Here is a 17845-nt window from a genome sequence, read left to right as displayed (position 1 = left end):
ATGGTGGCCACCCGCGCCCTGCGCTTCCTCGCGCGCCGCCGCAACCCCGGGCAGCCGCTGCACTGGAGCGACGTTGCCAGCTATCTCTACCTGGCCCTCGGCACCCTGCTGATGTTCGGTCCCGTGCTCTGGCTGCTGCTGTCCTCCTTCAAGACCCCGGCGGGGCTGCTGGAATTCCCGCCCACCCTGCTTCCGCTCTCGCAGGTCGAGGTGACGGTGCCGGGGCAGCCCAACCCACTGCCGCTCTTCAAGGTCACCCTGCCGGACGGCAGCGTGAAAGAGATGGCGCAGGTCCGCCGCGTCGGGCTGCAGGCGCAGATGGTGGACCCGGCCGATCCGGGCCAGACCGTCCGCGTGCCGGTGGACCGGCGCGAACCGGTGCGCGCTTTCTCGCTCGCCATCTCCAACTACATCGAGCCGCTGCGGCAGTTCGACTTCCTGCGCTTCCTTGGCAATTCGGTCTTCGTCACCGTGGTGGCGACGCTGATCACCCTGCTGATCAACTCCATGGCCGCCTATGCCCTCTCGCTCTACGAGTTCCGCGGCAAGGGCCTCGCCGTCCTGGCGGTGATCGGCACGCTGATGATTCCGATCACCATCGTGCTGGTCCCGGTCTATCTGGTGATCACGAAGCTCGGGCTGGTGAATTCGCTCTGGGCGGTGATCCTGCCCGGCGCCGCCACGCCGACAGGCGTCTTCCTGCTGCGCCAGTACATGCTGACCCTGCCGCGCGACCTCGTGGAGGCGGCACGCATGGACAAGGCGTCCGAATGGCAGATCTACTGGCGCATCGTCATGCCGCTGACGGCGCCGGCTCTGGCGGTACTCGGCATCTTCTCGGTGATGTGGCGCTGGAACGAGTTCCTTTGGCCGCTGGCCGTGCTGACCAAGACCGAGAGCTACACCCTCCAGATCGGGCTCAATGCCTTTCAGGGCGAGTTGCAGACACAATGGCACTACCTCCTCGCCATGACGGTCGTAACGCTGCTGCCGGTCGCGCTCGTCTTCGTCTTCCTTCAGCGCTTCATCACGACCGGGATCGGTTCGACGGGAATGAAATGAGCATTGGGAGATCCGCCCATGGCTGAGCTCAGGCTCCGCAACGTCACCAAGAGATTCGGCGACACCTCCGTGATCCGCGGTGTGGACCTGGAGGTCCGCGACGGCGAGTTCATGGTCTTCGTCGGCCCGTCCGGCTGCGGCAAGTCCACCCTTCTGCGCCTGATCGCGGGGCTGGAGATGGTCACGGACGGGCAGGTGCTGATCGGTGGCCAGGACGTCACGCGCCTGCCGGCCTCCGATCGCGGCCTGGCCATGGTGTTCCAGTCCTACGCCCTCTACCCGCATATGAGCGTGCGGCAGAACATGGGCTTCGCGCTGGAGAACATGCGCCTGCCGCAGGCCGAGGTCACGGCGCGGGTGGAACGCGCGGCGCAGATGCTGCAGCTCACCCCCTATCTCGACCGCAAGCCGCGCGCATTGTCCGGCGGGCAGCGGCAGCGCGTCGCCATCGGCCGTGCCATCGTGCGCGACCCGAAGATCTTTCTCTTCGATGAACCGCTCTCGAACCTCGATGCCGAGTTGCGCGTCGCCACACGCAAGGAGCTGGCAGCGTTGCATGCCGAGATCGGTGGCACGATGATCTACGTGACGCACGACCAGGTCGAGGCGATGACCCTGGCCGATCGGATCGTGGTCCTGCGCGGTGGGCTGATCGAGCAGATCGGCACGCCGCTTGAGCTCTACAACAACCCGGCGAACCTCTTCGTCGCGGGCTTCATCGGCTCGCCCAGGATGAACGCCCTGCCGGCGCGCGTGGCGCGGGCCGGCAGCGCCGGTGCCCTGGCGGTGGAGGGGCGGGAGATCCACCTCGACCTGCCGGGCGAGCTGCGGGAGGGCGAGACGGTGACCTTCGGCGTGCGGCCGGAGCATCTGGAGCCCACCGACGAGGGCGGCGATCTGGAGGCGCGTGTCGATCTGCTGGAGCAGCTCGGCTCCGAGACCTATCTCTATGCCTCCGCGCCCGGCTTGCCGCAGATCTGCGTGCGGCAGGAAGGCCAGCTCGGCCTCGCGCGTGGCGACACGGTGCGGCTGCGGGCCCGCCGTGACGCCATCCATCTCTTCAACAGCGACGGCCTCGCGCTGCGGGCCATGCAAGGGACCGGACATCTCGCATGAAGGCTTTGACCAAGGGCCGCTATATCGGCCGGGATGGGGATTGGGCGGTCTTCGAGGTCGCGGAACGGCTGGGGCGGGTGTCCGCCCAGATCCGGATCGCCATGCCGGAGTGCGACATGGGCCGCGTCATCCTGAAGGGCGCCGAGGGCTACCGCCTCGACCGCGGCTGGTCGATCGCCCCCGGAGGGCTGGAGCCGCCCTATGAGGGCCGCCCGCGCGAGGATCTTTCCGGCTTCTCATGCCCTTCCGTCACGGTGGAGGAAGGCGCGGGGGCCGTGACCGTCTCCGCCGAGGGCGGCCTGACCGCCCTGGTGAGACTGGAACCCTTCGGCATCGCCTGGCACCGCCCCGGCGAGGCCGATCCCTTCCTGGCCGACCGCCCGACCCAGGCCTATGCCGTTTCTCCCCGCACGGGCGCCCTGCAGCACTTCATGCTGCGCCATGAGGGCGAAAGCCATTACGGGCTGGGGGACAAGGCCGGACCCGTGGACCATACCGGTCGCCGCTTCCGCATCGATGCGGTGGACCCGTGCGGCTTCGACGCGGAGCTGAGCGATCCGCTCTACAAGATGGTGCCGTTCTTCATCGTGGACGGACCGCGCGGCGCGCACGGTGTCTATTACGACAACCTCGCTGTGGCGGAGGTCGATCTCGGCTGCACCATCGACAACTACCACGGCCTGTTCCGCTCCTACGCGGCGCAGGACGGGGATCTCGACTATACCGTCCTCGCCGGACCCGGCGTGCCGGATGTGGTGCGGCGCTTCTCCTGGATGGTGGGCGGCCAGGCTTTTCCACCGAAATGGACGCTGGGCTTCGCCACCACCTCCATGGCCATCGCCGATGCGGATGACGCGGATGCGCGGATCATGGACTACATCGAGCGCTGCCGTCAGGAAGGCATCGCCTGCTCCAGCTTCCATTTCGGTTCGGGTTACACCTCGATCAACGGCAAGCGCTATGCCTTCAACTGGAACCGCAGCAAGTTCCCTGACCCGGCGGCGACCATGCGCCGGCTGAAGGAAGCAGGCATGCAGCCGGTCACCAACCTTAAGCCTTGTCTGCTGGACGATCACCCGCGCCTCGCGGAAACGCTGGAAGGTGGTTTCCTGGTGCAGGATGGCGACACCGGGAAGCCTGCCGTGGCGCAATTCTGGGACGGGCTCGGCTACCACCTCGATTTCACCCATCCGCAGGGTCGTGCCTGGTGGCGTAAAGGGCTGGAAACGGCACTGCTCGACTATGGCGTCACCACTGTCTGGAACGACAACAACGAGTACGAGATCTGGGACGAGGACGCGCTCTGCAACGGCGACGGGCGGCCCTACCGTCAGGCCCTGGCGCGGCCGTCCCAGGCCCTGCTGATGACCAAGCTGTCGCATGAGACCCAGCAGGCACGCACGCCGGACAAGCGGGTCTATGCCGTCACGCGCGGCGGCTGCGCCGGCATCGCGCGCTATGGCCAGAGCTGGACGGGTGACAACGAGACGGCCTGGAAGACACTGCGCTTCAACCTGGCGCAGGGCATCACCATGAGCCTGTCCGGGATGTACAACACGGGGCACGACGTGGGTGGCTTCCACGGACCCAGCCCGGGGCCGGAGCTGTTCTGCCGTTTCGTCGAGTTCTGCTCGCTCTGGCCGCGCTTCGTGATGAATTCCTGGAACGACGACGGCATCGTCAACCTGCCCTGGATGCACCCGGAGGTGTTGCCGCAGGTGCGCGAGGCGATGGCGCTCCGCTATCGCCTGATGCCCTATCTCTACACGCAGATGTGGCGCGCGGCAGCGGAGAACGAGCCTGTGATCCGGCCGACCTTCTATGACTTCCCCGCCGATGCGCGTTGCAGGGGCCAGGACGACGTCTTTCTGCTCGGCCGCGATCTGCTCGTCGCGCCTGTCCTGGAGGAAGGGGCGGTGTCGCGGCGCGTCTATCTGCCGCAGCATCCCGGCGGCTGGCATGATTTCCGCACCGGAGCGGCCTTCCCGGGCGGCGAGGAGATCACGGTGGAGGCACCGCTGGGTCACCTGCCGGTCTTCGTCCGCGCCGGCGCCATGGTGCCGGTCACCGGGCAGCTCGACCGCGTCGATCCGGCCCACGACAGCGAGCGCGGCCTCCTCGTCTTCGGCGAAGGGGAGGGCGAGGTTGTCCTTTACGAGGACAACGGCGACACCATGGCTTGGCGCGAGACCGGGCTGCGGCTGCATGTGACGCGTCGCGAGGAAGGCGGCAAGACCGTGCTGAGACTGCGGACGGAAGGGCGTTACAAGCCCGCCTTCACCGGGATGGCACTGCGGCGGGTCGGGCCAGGAACGGCGGTCCAGTCCATGGATGGTGGTGCGCATCTGCATCTGTGAGGATCCAGATGCGCCCGTAGGCGGAAGGGAGCGGGATCTCGTTCCGGTCGTGCAGGGGGTGCTCATTGTGCCTCCTGTCCCGTGCCTTGTCGCTGATTCTCCGGCCCTCTTGATCCGCATGGCGAAGCGGGCCTTTTAGCGGTGCCTTCCTGCCTGCCGACGCCAAGGCATGCTCCCCCCACAGGTCTTGAAGCCGGGGCCATGGTGGCTTAACCCACGAGAAGCAGCCTCCGCCAAAGCCGAGGCGATTCAATGAGACCTTTCCGATGGATAGGCCCGATTCTTCAAACGCCGCCCGTCCTCCGGGTTTCACCCGTCGCTTGCTTCCTGTCCTGACCTGCGGGTTGCTTGGCGTTGCCACCTTGCTGCTGCAACCTTTGCCTCCCGCTCTGCTGGAACAGGCTCCCTCCCTGGCCGGTCTGCCGGTGAGCTTGCAGCGCCTGATGCTGGCGATGAACCCCTTGGCGCTGATGCTGATCGCCAGCCTGACAGGTGCGGCCCTCGCCCATCGGGTCGGCCTGCACAGTCTGCTGGCCGGCACCGCGGAATGGCGGGGTCTGCGCCCTCTGCTGGCCTCGGGATGCGGTCCGGGTCTGCTCGTCGCCGTGATGGTCTTTGGCCTGGATGCAGCTCTGGCCCTCTGGCTCGGCGAGACCTGGCGCCATGGCGCGTCCAGCCGGCCAGGCTGGCGCGAACTGCTGATGAACCTGCTCTATGGAGGCATCGGCGAGGAGATCCTGTGTCGCTGGGGATTGATGGTCCTGCTGCTCCGTCTCCTGACGCCCCGCGGCAGTCGGGCGACACGAAACATCGCGGTACCATGCGCCATCGCGCTGTCGGCACTCGCCTTTGGCGCAGCCCACCTGCCGCTGTTGGCGACCCGGTTCGAGATGGATACCCCCCTGGTCATGCGCACCCTGCTGCTCAACGGCCTGGGCGGCATCGCTTATGGCTGGCTGTTCTGGCGCCACCACCTGGAAGCGGCGATGACCGCCCACGCCAGCACGCATCTGGGCCTTGCTGCGCAGCGCAGGGTTCTGACACTCCAGGTCCCATCCACCACCTTCAAGAGAGGGCGACATGCATATCCGCACCGTGGAACCCCTGACCGTGCTGCAAAGACGCCAGCGCCTGAGCATTTCGCAGATTGCAGGGCGCGCCGCTCCCGCCTATGCCGAGCTGCACGCTGAAGCCTCTGCACGCGGCTTGAAGCTGAACGGACCGCCGATCTTCCAGGCCTGGGGCATGCCCCAGGACGCCCAGACCGAGTTCGAGTTGGCCTTCTGCCTGCCGGTGGCTGGCGGAGACCACGAGCTGCCGCCGCTGCGCTGTGCCGCAGCCATCTACGAAGGGCCGATCAGCGGGCTGTTCATTCACGGCTACGAACCGCTGCTCCAAGCCATCGCCGCCGCTGGGCTACAGGCCAGCGGAGAAAGCCGCGAAGTGTACCACCGCTGGCAGGATCCGGAGGCCATGGACAATCGGATCGAGATCCAAATCGGACTGGGCGCTTGACAGGCGGGCCGGCTTGCAGCTGCGTCGCTTCGCAGCCGACGACCCGCCTCTCGGCCAGGGCTGGCGCCACGATCCGTTGCGGAACCCGCAACTGGGTCCTATGGACGCGGATCGGCTGAACGCTGAGCTGAGCGAGTAGCGCGCCCCACTGCGAAAACCACGGAAGGCGACGAGTTTGGAAGACCTGCCGGCACGTCCGTGGCGCGTGGCCGCTCGCCGCCGCCTGACGGCGGGCGCGATCAGTGGCAACCTCGACGCCATCGGACCGATGATCCTGCTGGCGAAGGTCGGGTGGGATATGGCGCGCCACGCCGAGGACCGGCGGCGAGGCCGTGACGGCGTCTTCGCCCTCGGCCTGCGCGACGGCCAGAGGGGCTCCGGTGCCGTGCAGGGCCTGATCCTGCCGCTGTCCGCCTGCACCAATGCGCCGCTCGCCGCGGCCCTGGGCCGGGTGGCGGAGGCGCTGCCGCGTTACGGAGAGGCCGTGACCGAGGCGGATGCGGCGCGCGTGAGGGCGGCCATGGCCGGCAGTGGCCTGCCTCTCCTGGCGCAGGAACTGGGGCCGCCGGGTGGTCGCGTCGTTCTGAACCCCGATGTCGGCCTCTTCTGCATGCTCTCGGCCGGCTTCCGCTATGTTTCGGCGGTCATGGACGACCCCGGTGGTGTCCCCGGCATCGCCGAGACGCTCCCCTTCCGCTGGCCCCGGCCCGTGGACTTCATGGAGTGGCTCCACGCGCCGGAGCACAGGCAGTGGTGGCTCCCTGTCCCTTACCTCCTGCGCGATGGCGCGGCTGCGATCGGGATGTGGTCGTTGTCCGACCAGCCCTTCTCGCGCCTCAGCCGGCCGGAGCTTCGGCTCGACCAGCTCCTGCGTCCGCGGGCCGACGTCGCCCGGGGGACGGTGTCCGTGCGGGTGACCGCCGACCGCTATGGCTGGGCGGAGCTGGTGCTGGGCGACGAGGCGCAGCAGGCGCGGATCGCCCTCTCGAACGTCTACCCGCCGCTGGAAGACCTGGCGGAATGGACGGCGCTGATCGCGCGAGGCGACCTGCCCCTGCAGGTCGAGATCGACGAGGAAGGCAGCGTCGTCGCCCTCACGGCGCTTCCCACCGGCGAGGGGGATCTCCTGCTGCTGCTGGCGACCGACCGCGACGGGCCGGAGGTCAGGTTCCAGGGGCTGGTCAGGCGGCGGGATCTCGCAACGGCCATGGCACATGCCATACTGGCGGCCCTGGTGGATCCCGCCCAGGCTCAGGGCTGGTCCGAGTTCTTCGACGATGCTGACCGGGAGGGTGACGAGGACGGCCTGCCCGACCCGCGTGTCGCGATACGGGGACTGCTGAGCGGCATCCTGGATCGGTAGTCGCTCTCCTCCGCGGCCATGGCCGGCGGCCAAGCCGTAGCTGCCGAAGCCCTCGATCTGGGCGAAGGCGCGCTCTGCGAAGTCGTGGTCGGAGCCGCGCGATCATCCCTTTGACGAGCCTGTCACGGAACACCGAGACGCCCCCTTGAACTGGAAGGTGGCCATGCTGCGCCGGAGCTGGTCGACCTCACCCGGGTTGAAGCCCGCGCAGTGGATCGCGACCTGCATCGCCTGCTCCTGGAACAGGGGAACACCCAGCGTCTTGCCGAGCACGCGCCGCAGCTCGGGGCGGGGGTGGTTCACCGCCTCGATCCCCTCATGCCGCCGCAGGTAGAGGGCACCACGTCGCCCTGGATCGGCCCGGGCCGGACGATCGCCAGCTGAATGACGAGATCATAGAAGGTGGTGGGGCGCAGGCGTGGCAGCATCGCCATCTGCGCCCGGCTTTCGATCTGGAAGGTGCCGAGCGTGTCGGCCTTTCGAATCATCGCATAGGTCGCCGGATCCTCGGGCGGGACCGACGCCAGGCCAAGGGCAATGCCCTTGTGGTCTTCCAACAGGTCGAAGGCGCGGCGCAGACAGCCCAGCATGCCGAGGCCGAGCACATCCACCTTCATGAAGCCGAGCGTCTCGATATCGTCCTTGCCCCACTCGACGACCTGCCGGTCCGCCATGGCGACGGGCACGATCGGGACCAAGCTGTCGAGACGGTCGCTGGTCAGCACGAAGCCGCCGGGATGGGTGCCGAGCTGGCGCGGAAAGCCGATCAGCTCTCGGGCCAGGTTCAGCGCCAGCCGCAGGCGTCGATCGGTCCGGTCCAGGTTGAGCTCGGGGTCGCCAGCAGCGCGTTGCTCGTCCAGCGCGAGATCGGCGCCTTCGACGTGGCGGCCCTGGTCTACGTGCTGGGCGCAATCGCCCTATCCCGCCCTTTTTCCGCCCTCAGTGCCGCATCGAGCCAGGCATTGGTGAACATGAAGGCAGCCTGGGCGAGCAGCAGGTCCGGCGTCACCATGTCGGCCAGGGCCTTGGCGTCCGTCTCGACGCCGAACTCGCGCACGGCCGCAGCGACCTCCCTGGGCGCCTTCGTGCTCGAACAGCATCAGCGTGCCGCTGATCACGGCCCCCTCGCGCAGCGGGATCACCCGCGTGGCGACGCGGTCCCACTGCCGCAGCCTCTGGGAGCCGAGCTTCTCGGATACGCGCACCGGTTCGCCGCCGCGAACCAGGTCGCGCAGTTGCATGGATTGACCCGGCACGAGCCCGCTCACCTCATAGAGACTGATGACCGATCGGCGCAGCCCGGCAATGTACTCGCGCGTGGAAGCGCTCTCCTTCCACCCGCGCCGGCGAAGGTAGTCGTCCGCGATGTTGCGGCCGCCAGGCAGGTCGGTGGCAACCAGGTCCTCGAAGGCGGCACCAAAAAGGACCGTGACGGCATCGTCGCCGAGGACATCCGCGATCTCCTGCCTTTCGATATCTGCGGCCGCGCAAGCCTGGGCACTGTGGCGGTCCAGCAGCTCGGCCAGAGTCCCGCGACACTCCTCTCGCTTGGCCCAGGCGATCAGTCCGGCGATGTCATGCGGCGTGGGCAGGGCGACCGCCTCCCATCGGGGGCCGCGTGGTCTATCGTGGATCCGCGATTGGCAAGAGCTTGGGCGCGGAGACACCGATTCTGTTCGCAGCTTTGACCGGCAGGCGGTGGACAAACTGAACGAAGAGCCGGTGCCCCGTCCAAAGATCATGCATTTTTATTTAATGCGATAAAGGTTGAAGGTTAAATCAGCCTACCCTCAACGCGGGGAGAGTCTCCGGCATCTCGGAGAGAAAAGCCGCCCTCGTTCCGGCCTTGCACCATCGAAGTCGCGGCCGAAAACCGCAGGAAACCTGCGCCTCAGCACGGTGTCCTGACTAGGAGAGACAGGTTGTGAGAGAGAAGACTGGAGCGGGCGAAGGGATTCGAACCCTCGACCCCAACCTTGGCAAGGTTGTGCTCTACCCCTGAGCTACGCCCGCGCTCCGTCGGTGAGCGGGCTTTTGACATGCCGGTGACAGGCTGACAAGGGCCCTCCTCCCAGTTTTTCGCAAGGCTGCCATCCGGCCATTTCCCCGCGATGTTCCGCCACCCGGAACCCAGGGGCGGGAGGGCGATCTGCGCCGGGGGCCATTGCGTCCAGGCGCCACAGGAGCATCTATGAACACAACCGAAGTTGGGGAACCCGCCCGCATGGATACCATCCTGGACCCGAACCGCCCCGCCGCGGGCGGCGGTGACGCCGATATCATCCGCGACAGCGACCAGAACAGCTTCATGCAGGATGTGGTCGAGGCCTCGCGCCAGACCCCCATCCTGGTGGATTTCTGGGCGACCTGGTGCGGCCCGTGCAAGCAACTCACGCCCACGCTGGAGAAGGTCATCCGCGCCGCCGGCGGCCGGGTGAAGCTGGTCAAGATCGACATCGACAAGAACCAGGCCCTGGTCCGGCAACTCGCCCAGATGGGCCTGCCGCTGCAGTCGGTGCCGACGGTCGTGGCCTTCTGGAAGGGCCAGATCGCCGACCTCTTCCAGGGCGCCCTGCCGGAAAGCGAGGTCAAGCGCTTCGTCGAGGCGCTGCTGAAGATGGCCGGGGGGCAGATGCCCGCGGCCGACCTGCTGGGCGAGGCCAAGGCCGCCGCCGAGGAGGGCGACCATGCCGGCGCCCTGCAGCTCTTTGGCGAGCTGGTCCAGGCGGAGCCCGAGAATCCGGACGCCTATGCCGGGCTGGTGCGCGCCCTCATGGCCCTGGGGGAGGAAGACCAGGCGGAGGCCGTGCTGGGCCAGATCCCGGCCAAGATCGCCGCGCATGCCGAGATTGCCTCGGTCCGCTCCGCCCTGGAACTGTCGCGGCAGGGCCGCGAGGCCCGGGCCCGGCTGGCAGAGTTCGAGCAGCGCGTGGCCGCCGATCCGGACGACCATGCCGCCCGGATCGACCTCGCCGTGGCGCTGAATGCCGCCGGGGAGAAGGCTGCCGCCGTGGATGCGCTGATCGATTCGATCAAGCGCGACCGCGAGTGGAACGAGCAGGCGGCCCGCAAGCAGTTGCTGAAGTTCCTGGAAGCCTGGGGCTTCGCCGACCCGGCCTCGGTCGCGGCGCGGCGCAAGCTCTCGACCCTGCTGTTCAGCTGACCGGTGGCGCGCCCGTGCCCCCTTCCATCCCAGGCCCGACAGCCTGCCGGAAGAGATCGCGGTCTTTCCGCTCACGGGCGTGCTGCTGCTGCCGCAAGGCCGGCTGCCGCTGAACATCTTCGAGCCCCGTTACCTCGCCCTGGTGCAGGACAGCCTGGGCCAGGGACGGTTCTTCGGCATGATCCAGCCCGACCCCGCCGCGGCGAAGGCCAGCCCGTCCGTCCTTTATGGCATGGGCTGCCTGGGCCGTGTCTCCTCCTTCGCCGAGACGGAGGACGGACGCCTGCTGATCACCCTCACCGGCCTCCTCCGCTTCCAGGTCCGGCAGGAACTGCCCCTGCATCCGGGCGGCTACCGGCGGGTCCGGGCGGATTACAGCCGCTGGCTCGCCGACCTGGGCGGCGGCGCGGAGCCTCCGATCGACCGCCCGGCGCTGATGTCGGCCCTGCGCCCCTATTTCCAGGCGCGGCGGATCGAGGCGAACTGGGAGGCGATCGGGAAACTGCCCGATCCGATGCTGGTCACCACCCTGGCCATGGTCTGTCCCTTCGATCCGCGCGAGAAGCAGGCGCTGCTGGAGGCCCCGACCCCGGAAGACCGGGCAAGGACGCTGGTGACCCTGTTGCAGATGAATGCCCTCGGCGGGCCGGACGCCTCGCCGTCCGGCAGGCCGAGCTGAACGAGAACGAGACGATGAACGACACCAAGACATCCGCCCCGGTCGATCCCCGCCTGCTGGAGATCCTGGTCTGCCCCGTGACCAAGGGCCCGCTGCGCTATGACCGCGAGCGTGGCGAACTGATCAGTGACAAGGCCGGGCTGGCCTATCCGATCCGCGACGGCATCCCGATCATGCTGCCGGACGAGGCGCGCCGGCTCGACGGATGAGCGTCACCGCGTCCCTGGTCCCGACGGAGCTGCGCCTCCGCCGGGCCGAGCGGCGGCTGGAGGTCGCCTGGCCCGACGGGGTGCGCCACAGCCTGCCGGCCGAGTACCTGCGGGCGGAAAGCCCCTCCGCCGAGGTGCAGGGCCATGGGCCGGGGCAGAAGAAGCTGGTCTCGGGCCGCCGCCATGTCGGCATCATGGCGCTGGAGCCGGTCGGCCATTACGCCGTCCGGATCGTCTTCGACGACCTGCACGACACCGGCATCTACAGTTGGACGGTGCTGCGCCGGATGGGCGAGGAGCAGGAAGCCTGGTGGCCCGCCTACGAGGCCGAGTTGGCGGCCAGGGGGCTTTCGCGCGATCCCTCCGCCCGGCCGGAACAGGATGCGCCGAAGGGCGGTTGCGGGACCGGGGGGTGCGGCTGCGGCTGACCCGCCGCCCCTTCCGGCCGGCGGGCCGGCCGGAAGGTGAAAAAGCCGACAGCCCCGGGAAACCGGCCTTGCATCCCGCGGGGTTCCCAACACCTACGCCTGGTCCGCGAAGCACGCCGATCCCCGGCGGGTGGCGCGGCCTGGCCGACCCGTGGCATCCCGCCGGAACCTCCGGGCCGGCATGCGCGGCGCCTGCCGCTGGAGCCCTGAGCCCGATGACCCATCCCTCCCGCATCCTGCCCATGGTCCTGGCCGCCTCGCTGGCCGCCCTGGCCCAGACCCTGCCGCTGCCGGCCCTGGCCCAAGGGACAAACCAGGGGACAGTCCAGGGGGCAACCCAGAACCCCGCCTCGCAGGCCGCGTCCGCCCGCATCCGTGGCACGATCGCCTCAATCGATGGTTCCGTGATGGTGGTGAAGACCCGGGAGGGCGAAACACTGCCGGTGACCCTGTCCGGCGACGTGGCCGTCGTATCCCCCAAACCGGTCGAATTGTCCGACATCAAGCCCGGCGACTATCTCGGCATCGTCGGCGCGCCGGCCGAGGGCGGGGGGCTGGAGGCCCGCGCGGTCCAGGTCTTTCCCGAGGCGATGCGCGGCGTCGGCGAGGGCCACCGGCCCTGGGACCTGCCCGGCACCAGCATGACCAATGCCACGGTCGATGCGGCGGTCGCCGCCACCTCCGGCCGTGACCTCACCATGTCCTACAAGGGCCAGACGCTCCGCATCCATGTGCCGCCCGGCACGCCGGTCGTCACCCCGGTCCCGGCCTCGCGCGCGGACCTGAAACCCGGCGCGGCCGTGATGCTCACCGCCACCCGCGACGCCGAAGGGCACCTCACCGCCACCCGCGTCATGGTCGCCAAGGATGGCGTCTCCCCGCCGAACTGAGACCGCCTCATGCCCTCCGACCTTTCCTCCGGCGCCACCCGCCCGCGCCGCCCGCGCGCGGGCGGTGGCCCGGGGGGCAACCGTTCCGGGGCGGCCCGCCCGGGACCCTGGCCCTGGCTGGACCGGGGCGGCCGCGTCTCGCCCTTCAAGACCGCCGTCTTCCTGGCCACGCTGCTGCCCGGCCTGATCGCCGGGCTGCGCTGGAGCACGGGCACGCTGGGGGCCGAGCCCTATATGGAGGCGACGCACCAGACCGGGCTCTGGGCCATCCGCTTCCTGCTGATCTCCCTGGCGGTCACGCCGCTGCGCCATCTGCTCGACTGGCCCGGGGTCGTGGTGCTGCGGCGGATGCTGGGCCTCGCCGCTCTGGCCTATGCCCTGGCCCATCTGCTGCTCTACGTGGTGGACCAGCGCTTCGACCTGCTCCACGTGGCCGGGGAGATCCTGCGGCGCACCTACCTCACCATCGGCTTCGCGGCGGTGCTCGGCCTCTGCGTCCTGGGCTGGACCTCCACCGACGGCGCGATCCGCCGCATGGGCCGGAACTGGAAGCGCCTGCACCGGCTGGTCTTCCCGATCGCCGCCCTCGGCGCGCTGCACTTCTTCATGCAGTCGAAGGTCGATGTCTCGGAGGCCGTGCTGATGGCCGGCTTCCTGCTCTGGCTGATCCTCTGGCGCCTGCTGCCCGCCACGCGGCGGACCGGCTTCCTGGCCCTGCTCGCCCTCGTGCCCCTGTCCGCCCTCGGGGCCGCCGCGATCGAATATGGCTGGTACGCCCTGGCCACCCGTGTCCCGGCCGCGCTGGTGCTGCGGGCCAATCTGGGCATCGACCATGGCCCGCGCCCCGCCCAGTGGGTGGCCGTGGCGGCCCTGGCCGCCGCCGTCCTGCCGGTCCTGGCCCGCCTCCTCCGGCGCTTCCGCCCGGCCTGAAAGATGGCCGACGGGGCGGCCAGTGGTTCAGCCCTTGGGGATCAGCCCTTGCGCTTCCCCCTGGCCGGCTTCGCCTCCGGTTCCGGCTCCGGCCCGGCCATCTTCTGGGCGACGCGCAGCAGGGCCTGCTTCGAGGCCATGTCCAGCCGGCCATAGGCCCGCAGCAGCGCCTCCTGGTCGCCGGACAGCAGGCCGAAATCCCCCTGTTCCTCCGCCAGCAGCTCGGGCGGGGGCGGCACGTCCGGGTCCAGGCCCACGAGGTAGGAGACCGAGCATTCCAGCACCTCCGCCAGCTTGCGCAGCGGCGTGCCGCGCGGGCTGGGCGCCTGTCCCGTCAGGATGCGCTCGATGCTCCCCGGCGGCAGGCCCGCCTTCTTCGTGGCGCTGGCGGGGTCGAGGTCCAGGCGCTCCAGCCTCGCCTCGATCTGCTCGGCCATCGGGGAAATCTCGGGGGAAGGCTCGGTCATGCGGACCAGGAAGATGAGCCCGCCACCCCGCTCCGCCAAGCCCGTGCCTTGCCGCGAAGGCTTCCGGACCCTAGGTGGGACGGGACATGTTTCCGGTCCCGCATGGACCGGTGCCCCACACGGATGACTTGGATTCTTCATGAACAATTCGAACTGGAAGCACCCTTCCGAGGCTGAGCGGCCCGGCCCGGCCCACCCCGAGGACGACATCGCCATTCCTGCCCACGAAGCGCCGGCCCAGGGCACCGCCCCGGAGGCCGGGGAGACGGTGGAAGCCTTCGCGCCCCAGCCGGAATCGGAGCGCGTCGCGGCGCTGGAGGAGGAGCTGGCCGCCCTGCGCGACAAGTGGATGCGGGCGGAGGCCGAGGCCCAGAACACCCGCAACCGCCAGCGCAAGGAGGTGGAGGACGCCCGCAACTTCGCCATCCAGAAATTCGCCACCGACGTCGCCGAGGCCGCCGACAACCTGCGCCGGGGCCTCGACGCCCTGCCGCAGCCCGAGCCGGGCGAGCCTGAGCTGCTGAGCAAGCTGCGCGGCGGCTTCGAGGGCGTGGAACGCTCCTTCCTCTCCATCCTGGAGCGGCATGGGGTGCAGCGCGTGGAGGCGGCCGGCCAGCCCTTCGACCCGGCGCTGCACCAGGCCATGGCCGAGCAGCCCGCCCCGCCGGGCGTGGAGCCGGGCACGGTGATCCAGGCCTGGACCCCCGCCTGGACGCTGAACGGCCGCCTGCTCCGCCCCGCCATGGTGGTGGTCGCGGGCAAGCCGGGCTGATCCGCCTCCGCGACATCCGGGCCGCCGACATCCCCGTTCTGGCCGCGCTGAACGACGCCCATGCGGCGGAGCTGAACGCGGTCGGGGAGGCGGGCTTCGCGGCGCTGGCCCGGGGCGCCTTCCGCGCCCGTGCCGCGGTGGAGGATGGGGGGAGGTGCCTGGGCTTCCTCCTCGCCTTCGGCGGCCTGCCCCTGCGCGGGCCGAACCATGGCTGGGTGCGTCGCCACCGGCGGGGCGCGGTCTATGTCGATCGCGTGGCCGTCGCCGCCGCCGCCCGCGGCCAGGGCATCGCCCGCCGCCTCTACGAGGATCTGGCGGCGGCCGTGCTGGCCTCCGGACGCGGCGGGCTGGCCTGCGAGGTCAACCTGGACCCGCCCAACCCCGGCAGCCTCGCCTTCCATGCGAGGCTGGGCTTCCGCCCGGTGGGGGAGGCGCGGGACCCGCGGAACGGCAAGCGCGTCCTCTACCTGTTCCGCGAGGCCGGGCCCGGCATGGCCCTTTCCCCGCCTTCCGGGGTGCCGCCCCGGCCCGGACCGGCGGTTTCCCGGCGGAATCCGGGGGGCTGACTCGCGGGGAGCGCGCGAAGAGGGGCCGCTTTGCGGGTGTTGCCCTCTTGTTGCCAAAGCCCTGGAACAATACATCCTGGGTCGCGGACCGGCCCCGGTCCGAACCAATTCCCCACATCCGAGAAAATGGGGACCGGCACGGCGCCTGAGCAGGGCCGTCCCGATCCGCCGCAGAGGAGAGACGGATGAGCAAAGTTATCGGCATCGACCTCGGCACCACGAATTCCTGCGTCGCCATCATGGAAGGCGGCGAAGCCCGGGTGCTGGAGAATGCCGAGGGCGCGCGCACGACGCCCTCCATGGTCGCCTTCACCAAGAATGGCGAGCGTCTGGTCGGCCAGGCCGCGAAGCGCCAGGCGGTGACCAACCCCACCGACACGCTCTATGCCGTGAAGCGCCTGATCGGCCGTCGCTTCGACGATCCGATGGTGCAGAAGGAGAAGAGCCTCGCCCCCTTCCACATCATCCGCGCCGACAATGGCGACGCCTGGGTGGAGGCGCGCGGCGACAAGATGGCGCCGCAGCAGATCAGCGCCTTCGTCCTCGGCAAGATGAAGGAGACCGCCGAGAACTACCTCGGCGAGCCCGTCTCCCAGGCCGTCATCACCGTCCCGGCCTATTTCAACGATGCCCAGCGCCAGGCCACCAAGGAGGCCGGCCGCATCGCGGGCCTCGAGGTGCTGCGCATCATCAACGAGCCGACGGCCGCCGCGCTGGCCTACGGCCTCGACAAGAAGAACTCCGGCACGATCGTGGTCTATGACCTCGGCGGCGGCACCTTCGACGTCTCCGTGCTGGAGATCGGCGACGGCGTCTTCGAGGTGAAGTCCACCAACGGCGACACCTTCCTGGGCGGCGAGGACTTCGACCAGCGGGTGATCGACTACCTGGCCGACGAGTTCAAGAAGGAGAACGGCATCGACCTGCGTGGCGACAAGCTCGCCCTGCAGCGCCTCAAGGAGGCCGCCGAGAAGGCGAAGATCGAGCTGTCCTCGGCCAAGCAGACCGAGATCAACCTGCCCTTCATCACCGCCGACGCGACCGGCCCGAAGCACCTCGTGCTGCAGCTGACGCGCGCGAAGCTGGAGGCGCTGGTCGAGGATCTGGTGCAGCGGACGCTGGAGCCCTGCCGCAACGCGCTGAAGGATGCGGGCCTCGCGGCCAACGAGATCGACGAGGTGATCCTGGTCGGCGGCATGACCCGCATGCCCAAGATCATCGAGACGGTGAAGCAGTTCTTCGGCAAGGACCCCGCCCGCAACGTGAACCCGGACGAGGTCGTCGCCATCGGCGCCGCCATCCAGGGCGCGGTGCTGAAGGGCGAGGTGAAGGACGTCCTGCTGCTCGACGTGACCCCGCTGAGCCTGGGCATCGAGACTCTGGGCGGCGTCTTCACCCGGCTGATCGACCGCAACACCACCATCCCGACCAAGAAGTCCCAAACCTTCTCCACCGCCGACGACAACCAGACGGCGGTGACCATCAAGGTCTTCCAGGGCGAGCGCGAGATGGCGGCGGACAACAAGCTGCTCGGCAATTTCGACCTGCAGGGCATCCCGCCCGCGCCGCGCGGCGTGCCGCAGATCGAGGTGACCTTCGACATCGACGCGAACGGCATCGTGTCCGTGAGCGCCAAGGACAAGGCCACCGGCAAGGAGCAGAACATCAAGATCCAGGCCCGCTCCGGCCTGAGCGAGTCCGACATCGAGCGCATGGTCAAGGATGCCGAGGCGAATGCCGAGGTGGACAAGAAGCGGCGTGAGGCGGTCGAGGCGCGCAACAACCTCGAAGCCCTGATCCACCAGACCGAGAAGACGCTGGCCGAGGCCGGCGACAAGGTCGGCGCGGCGGAGAAGGGCGAGGTCGAGGGCGCGCTGGAAGCGGCGAAGTCGGCCCGCGAGAACGGCGATGCCGAGACGCTGAAGCAGGCGACCGAGCGGCTCTCCGCCGCGGCCATGAAGATGGGCGAGGCGATGTACCGCGCCCAGTCCGAGGCCCAGGGCGCTTCCGGCCCGTCCTCCCAGGGCGCGCCGGGGCCGGCCCGGGCGCCAGTGCGGCCGGTGGCCAGCCGGGCGACGGCAGCAAGGTGGTGGACGCCGAGTTCGAGGATGTGGACCACAACAAGAAGAACCAGGGCTGACGGGCCGGGAGGCCCGCTGGCGCTGTAGGGCACGGCGCCCGGCCCGTGGGGATTTCGCCCCCCGGGCCGGGCGTTTTGCTATGAAGCGCCCCTGGTGTCCTGCCTGCGGCAGCCGCGGATTGGCAGGCCATGGGGAAAATTGGCTGGTCCGGTGATCGGCATCACCGGGCCGGGCACGCCCTGCGAAC

At 69.3% G+C, this 17845-nt stretch carries 16 protein-coding genes, 1 tRNA gene and 2 pseudogenes; 15 read left to right on the top strand and 4 right to left on the bottom strand.

The genetic code is table 11. The annotated features are described in order from the left end of the window. From MVG78_RS02445 to MVG78_RS02420, 6 genes are all read left to right on the top strand, one after another. Entirely contained in the window at positions 1-1062 is a 1062-nt protein-coding gene (locus MVG78_RS02445; RefSeq protein WP_247557899.1) for a carbohydrate ABC transporter permease, read from the top strand. An 18-nt stretch (positions 1063-1080) separates the two neighbouring features. Continuing rightward, positions 1081-2178: an ABC transporter ATP-binding protein gene (locus MVG78_RS02440; protein WP_247557898.1), complete on the top strand. Its 1098-nt coding sequence runs from the start codon at positions 1081-1083 to the stop codon at positions 2176-2178. Beyond that, the gene (locus MVG78_RS02435; protein ID WP_247557896.1) at positions 2175-4535 is read left to right on the top strand and encodes a glycoside hydrolase family 31 protein; all 2361 of its coding nucleotides are present in this window, start codon (positions 2175-2177) and stop codon (positions 4533-4535) included. The genes MVG78_RS02440 and MVG78_RS02435 overlap by 4 nt, the downstream gene beginning before the upstream one ends. A gap of 266 nt (positions 4536-4801) precedes the next feature. Beyond that, positions 4802-5725 carry a CPBP family intramembrane glutamic endopeptidase gene (locus MVG78_RS02430; protein ID WP_247557894.1) on the top strand — a complete coding sequence of 308 codons (924 nt, stop codon included), beginning with the start codon at positions 4802-4804 and terminating at the stop codon, positions 5723-5725. A 16-nt stretch (positions 5726-5741) separates the two neighbouring features. Then, positions 5742-6050 carry a GyrI-like domain-containing protein gene (locus MVG78_RS02425; protein WP_247557892.1) on the top strand — a complete coding sequence of 103 codons (309 nt, stop codon included), beginning with the start codon at positions 5742-5744 and terminating at the stop codon, positions 6048-6050. Positions 6051-6255: 205 nt separating this feature from the next. Then, entirely contained in the window at positions 6256-7413 is a 1158-nt protein-coding gene (locus tag MVG78_RS02420; RefSeq protein ID WP_247557890.1) for a hypothetical protein, read from the top strand. Positions 7414-7431: 18 nt separating this feature from the next. Here MVG78_RS02420 and dnaE2 read toward each other — a convergent pair. The 3 genes and pseudogenes from dnaE2 to MVG78_RS02405 all read right to left on the bottom strand — a co-directional run. Beyond that, positions 7432-8243: pseudogene (dnaE2, locus tag MVG78_RS02415) on the bottom strand (error-prone DNA polymerase); the annotation flags it as partial. Positions 8244-8330: 87 nt separating this feature from the next. After that, positions 8331-9155, bottom strand: coding sequence for a DUF7986 domain-containing protein (locus MVG78_RS22160; protein WP_486969867.1), 825 nt, complete (start codon positions 9153-9155; stop codon positions 8331-8333). A 196-nt stretch (positions 9156-9351) separates the two neighbouring features. After that, positions 9352-9426 (bottom strand) — tRNA-Gly (locus MVG78_RS02405). Between the two features lie 211 nt (positions 9427-9637). On the opposite strand from MVG78_RS02405, the gene MVG78_RS02400 reads away from it, so the two are divergent. The 6 genes from MVG78_RS02400 to MVG78_RS02375 all read left to right on the top strand — a co-directional run bounded on the left by MVG78_RS02400 (position 9638) and on the right by MVG78_RS02375 (position 13712). After that, a complete protein-coding gene (locus tag MVG78_RS02400; RefSeq protein ID WP_247557888.1) occupies positions 9638-10576 on the top strand; it encodes a tetratricopeptide repeat protein in 939 nt (312 codons plus the stop codon). 79 nt (positions 10577-10655) lie between these two features. Continuing rightward, positions 10656-11255: an LON peptidase substrate-binding domain-containing protein gene (locus tag MVG78_RS02395; RefSeq protein WP_247557886.1), complete on the top strand. Its 600-nt coding sequence runs from the start codon at positions 10656-10658 to the stop codon at positions 11253-11255. A 14-nt stretch (positions 11256-11269) separates the two neighbouring features. Continuing rightward, a complete protein-coding gene (locus MVG78_RS02390; protein WP_019459276.1) occupies positions 11270-11464 on the top strand; it encodes a Trm112 family protein in 195 nt (64 codons plus the stop codon). Next, positions 11461-11892 carry a gamma-butyrobetaine hydroxylase family protein gene (locus MVG78_RS02385; protein ID WP_247557884.1) on the top strand — a complete coding sequence of 144 codons (432 nt, stop codon included), beginning with the start codon at positions 11461-11463 and terminating at the stop codon, positions 11890-11892. Before MVG78_RS02390 ends, MVG78_RS02385 begins: the two co-directional genes overlap by 4 nt. Before the next feature lie 215 nt (positions 11893-12107). Continuing rightward, a complete protein-coding gene (locus MVG78_RS02380) occupies positions 12108-12782 on the top strand; it encodes a hypothetical protein (protein ID WP_247557882.1) in 675 nt (224 codons plus the stop codon). Positions 12783-12791: 9 nt separating this feature from the next. After that, on the top strand, positions 12792-13712 hold the full coding sequence (locus MVG78_RS02375; protein WP_247557880.1) for a protein-methionine-sulfoxide reductase heme-binding subunit MsrQ: 921 nt from the start codon (positions 12792-12794) through the stop codon (positions 13710-13712). A gap of 41 nt (positions 13713-13753) precedes the next feature. Here MVG78_RS02375 and MVG78_RS02370 read toward each other — a convergent pair whose 3' ends face one another. Further along, positions 13754-14218, bottom strand: a complete 465-nt coding sequence (locus MVG78_RS02370) for a hypothetical protein (RefSeq protein ID WP_247557878.1) — start codon at positions 14216-14218, stop codon at positions 13754-13756. A 100-nt stretch (positions 14219-14318) separates the two neighbouring features. Here MVG78_RS02370 and MVG78_RS02365 point away from each other — a divergent pair, with 100 nt between their 5' ends. The 3 genes and pseudogenes from MVG78_RS02365 to dnaK all read left to right on the top strand — a co-directional run bounded on the left by MVG78_RS02365 (position 14319) and on the right by dnaK (position 17657). Beyond that, positions 14319-14951, top strand: a complete 633-nt coding sequence (locus MVG78_RS02365; protein ID WP_247557876.1) for a nucleotide exchange factor GrpE — start codon at positions 14319-14321, stop codon at positions 14949-14951. Positions 14952-15088: 137 nt separating this feature from the next. Continuing rightward, positions 15089-15517, top strand: a complete 429-nt coding sequence (locus MVG78_RS02360; RefSeq protein ID WP_247557874.1) for a GNAT family N-acetyltransferase — start codon at positions 15089-15091, stop codon at positions 15515-15517. Positions 15518-15702: 185 nt separating this feature from the next. Next, positions 15703-17657 (top strand): annotated as a pseudogene (dnaK, locus tag MVG78_RS02355) (molecular chaperone DnaK). Positions 17658-17845 lie beyond the last annotated feature (188 nt).

The organism is Roseomonas gilardii subsp. gilardii, from assembly GCF_023078375.1.
GTDB classification, from domain to species: domain Bacteria; phylum Pseudomonadota; class Alphaproteobacteria; order Acetobacterales; family Acetobacteraceae; genus Roseomonas; species Roseomonas gilardii.
Note: the sequence above shows the minus strand (reverse complement) of the source record. Positions and strands in the feature narration are given on the sequence as shown.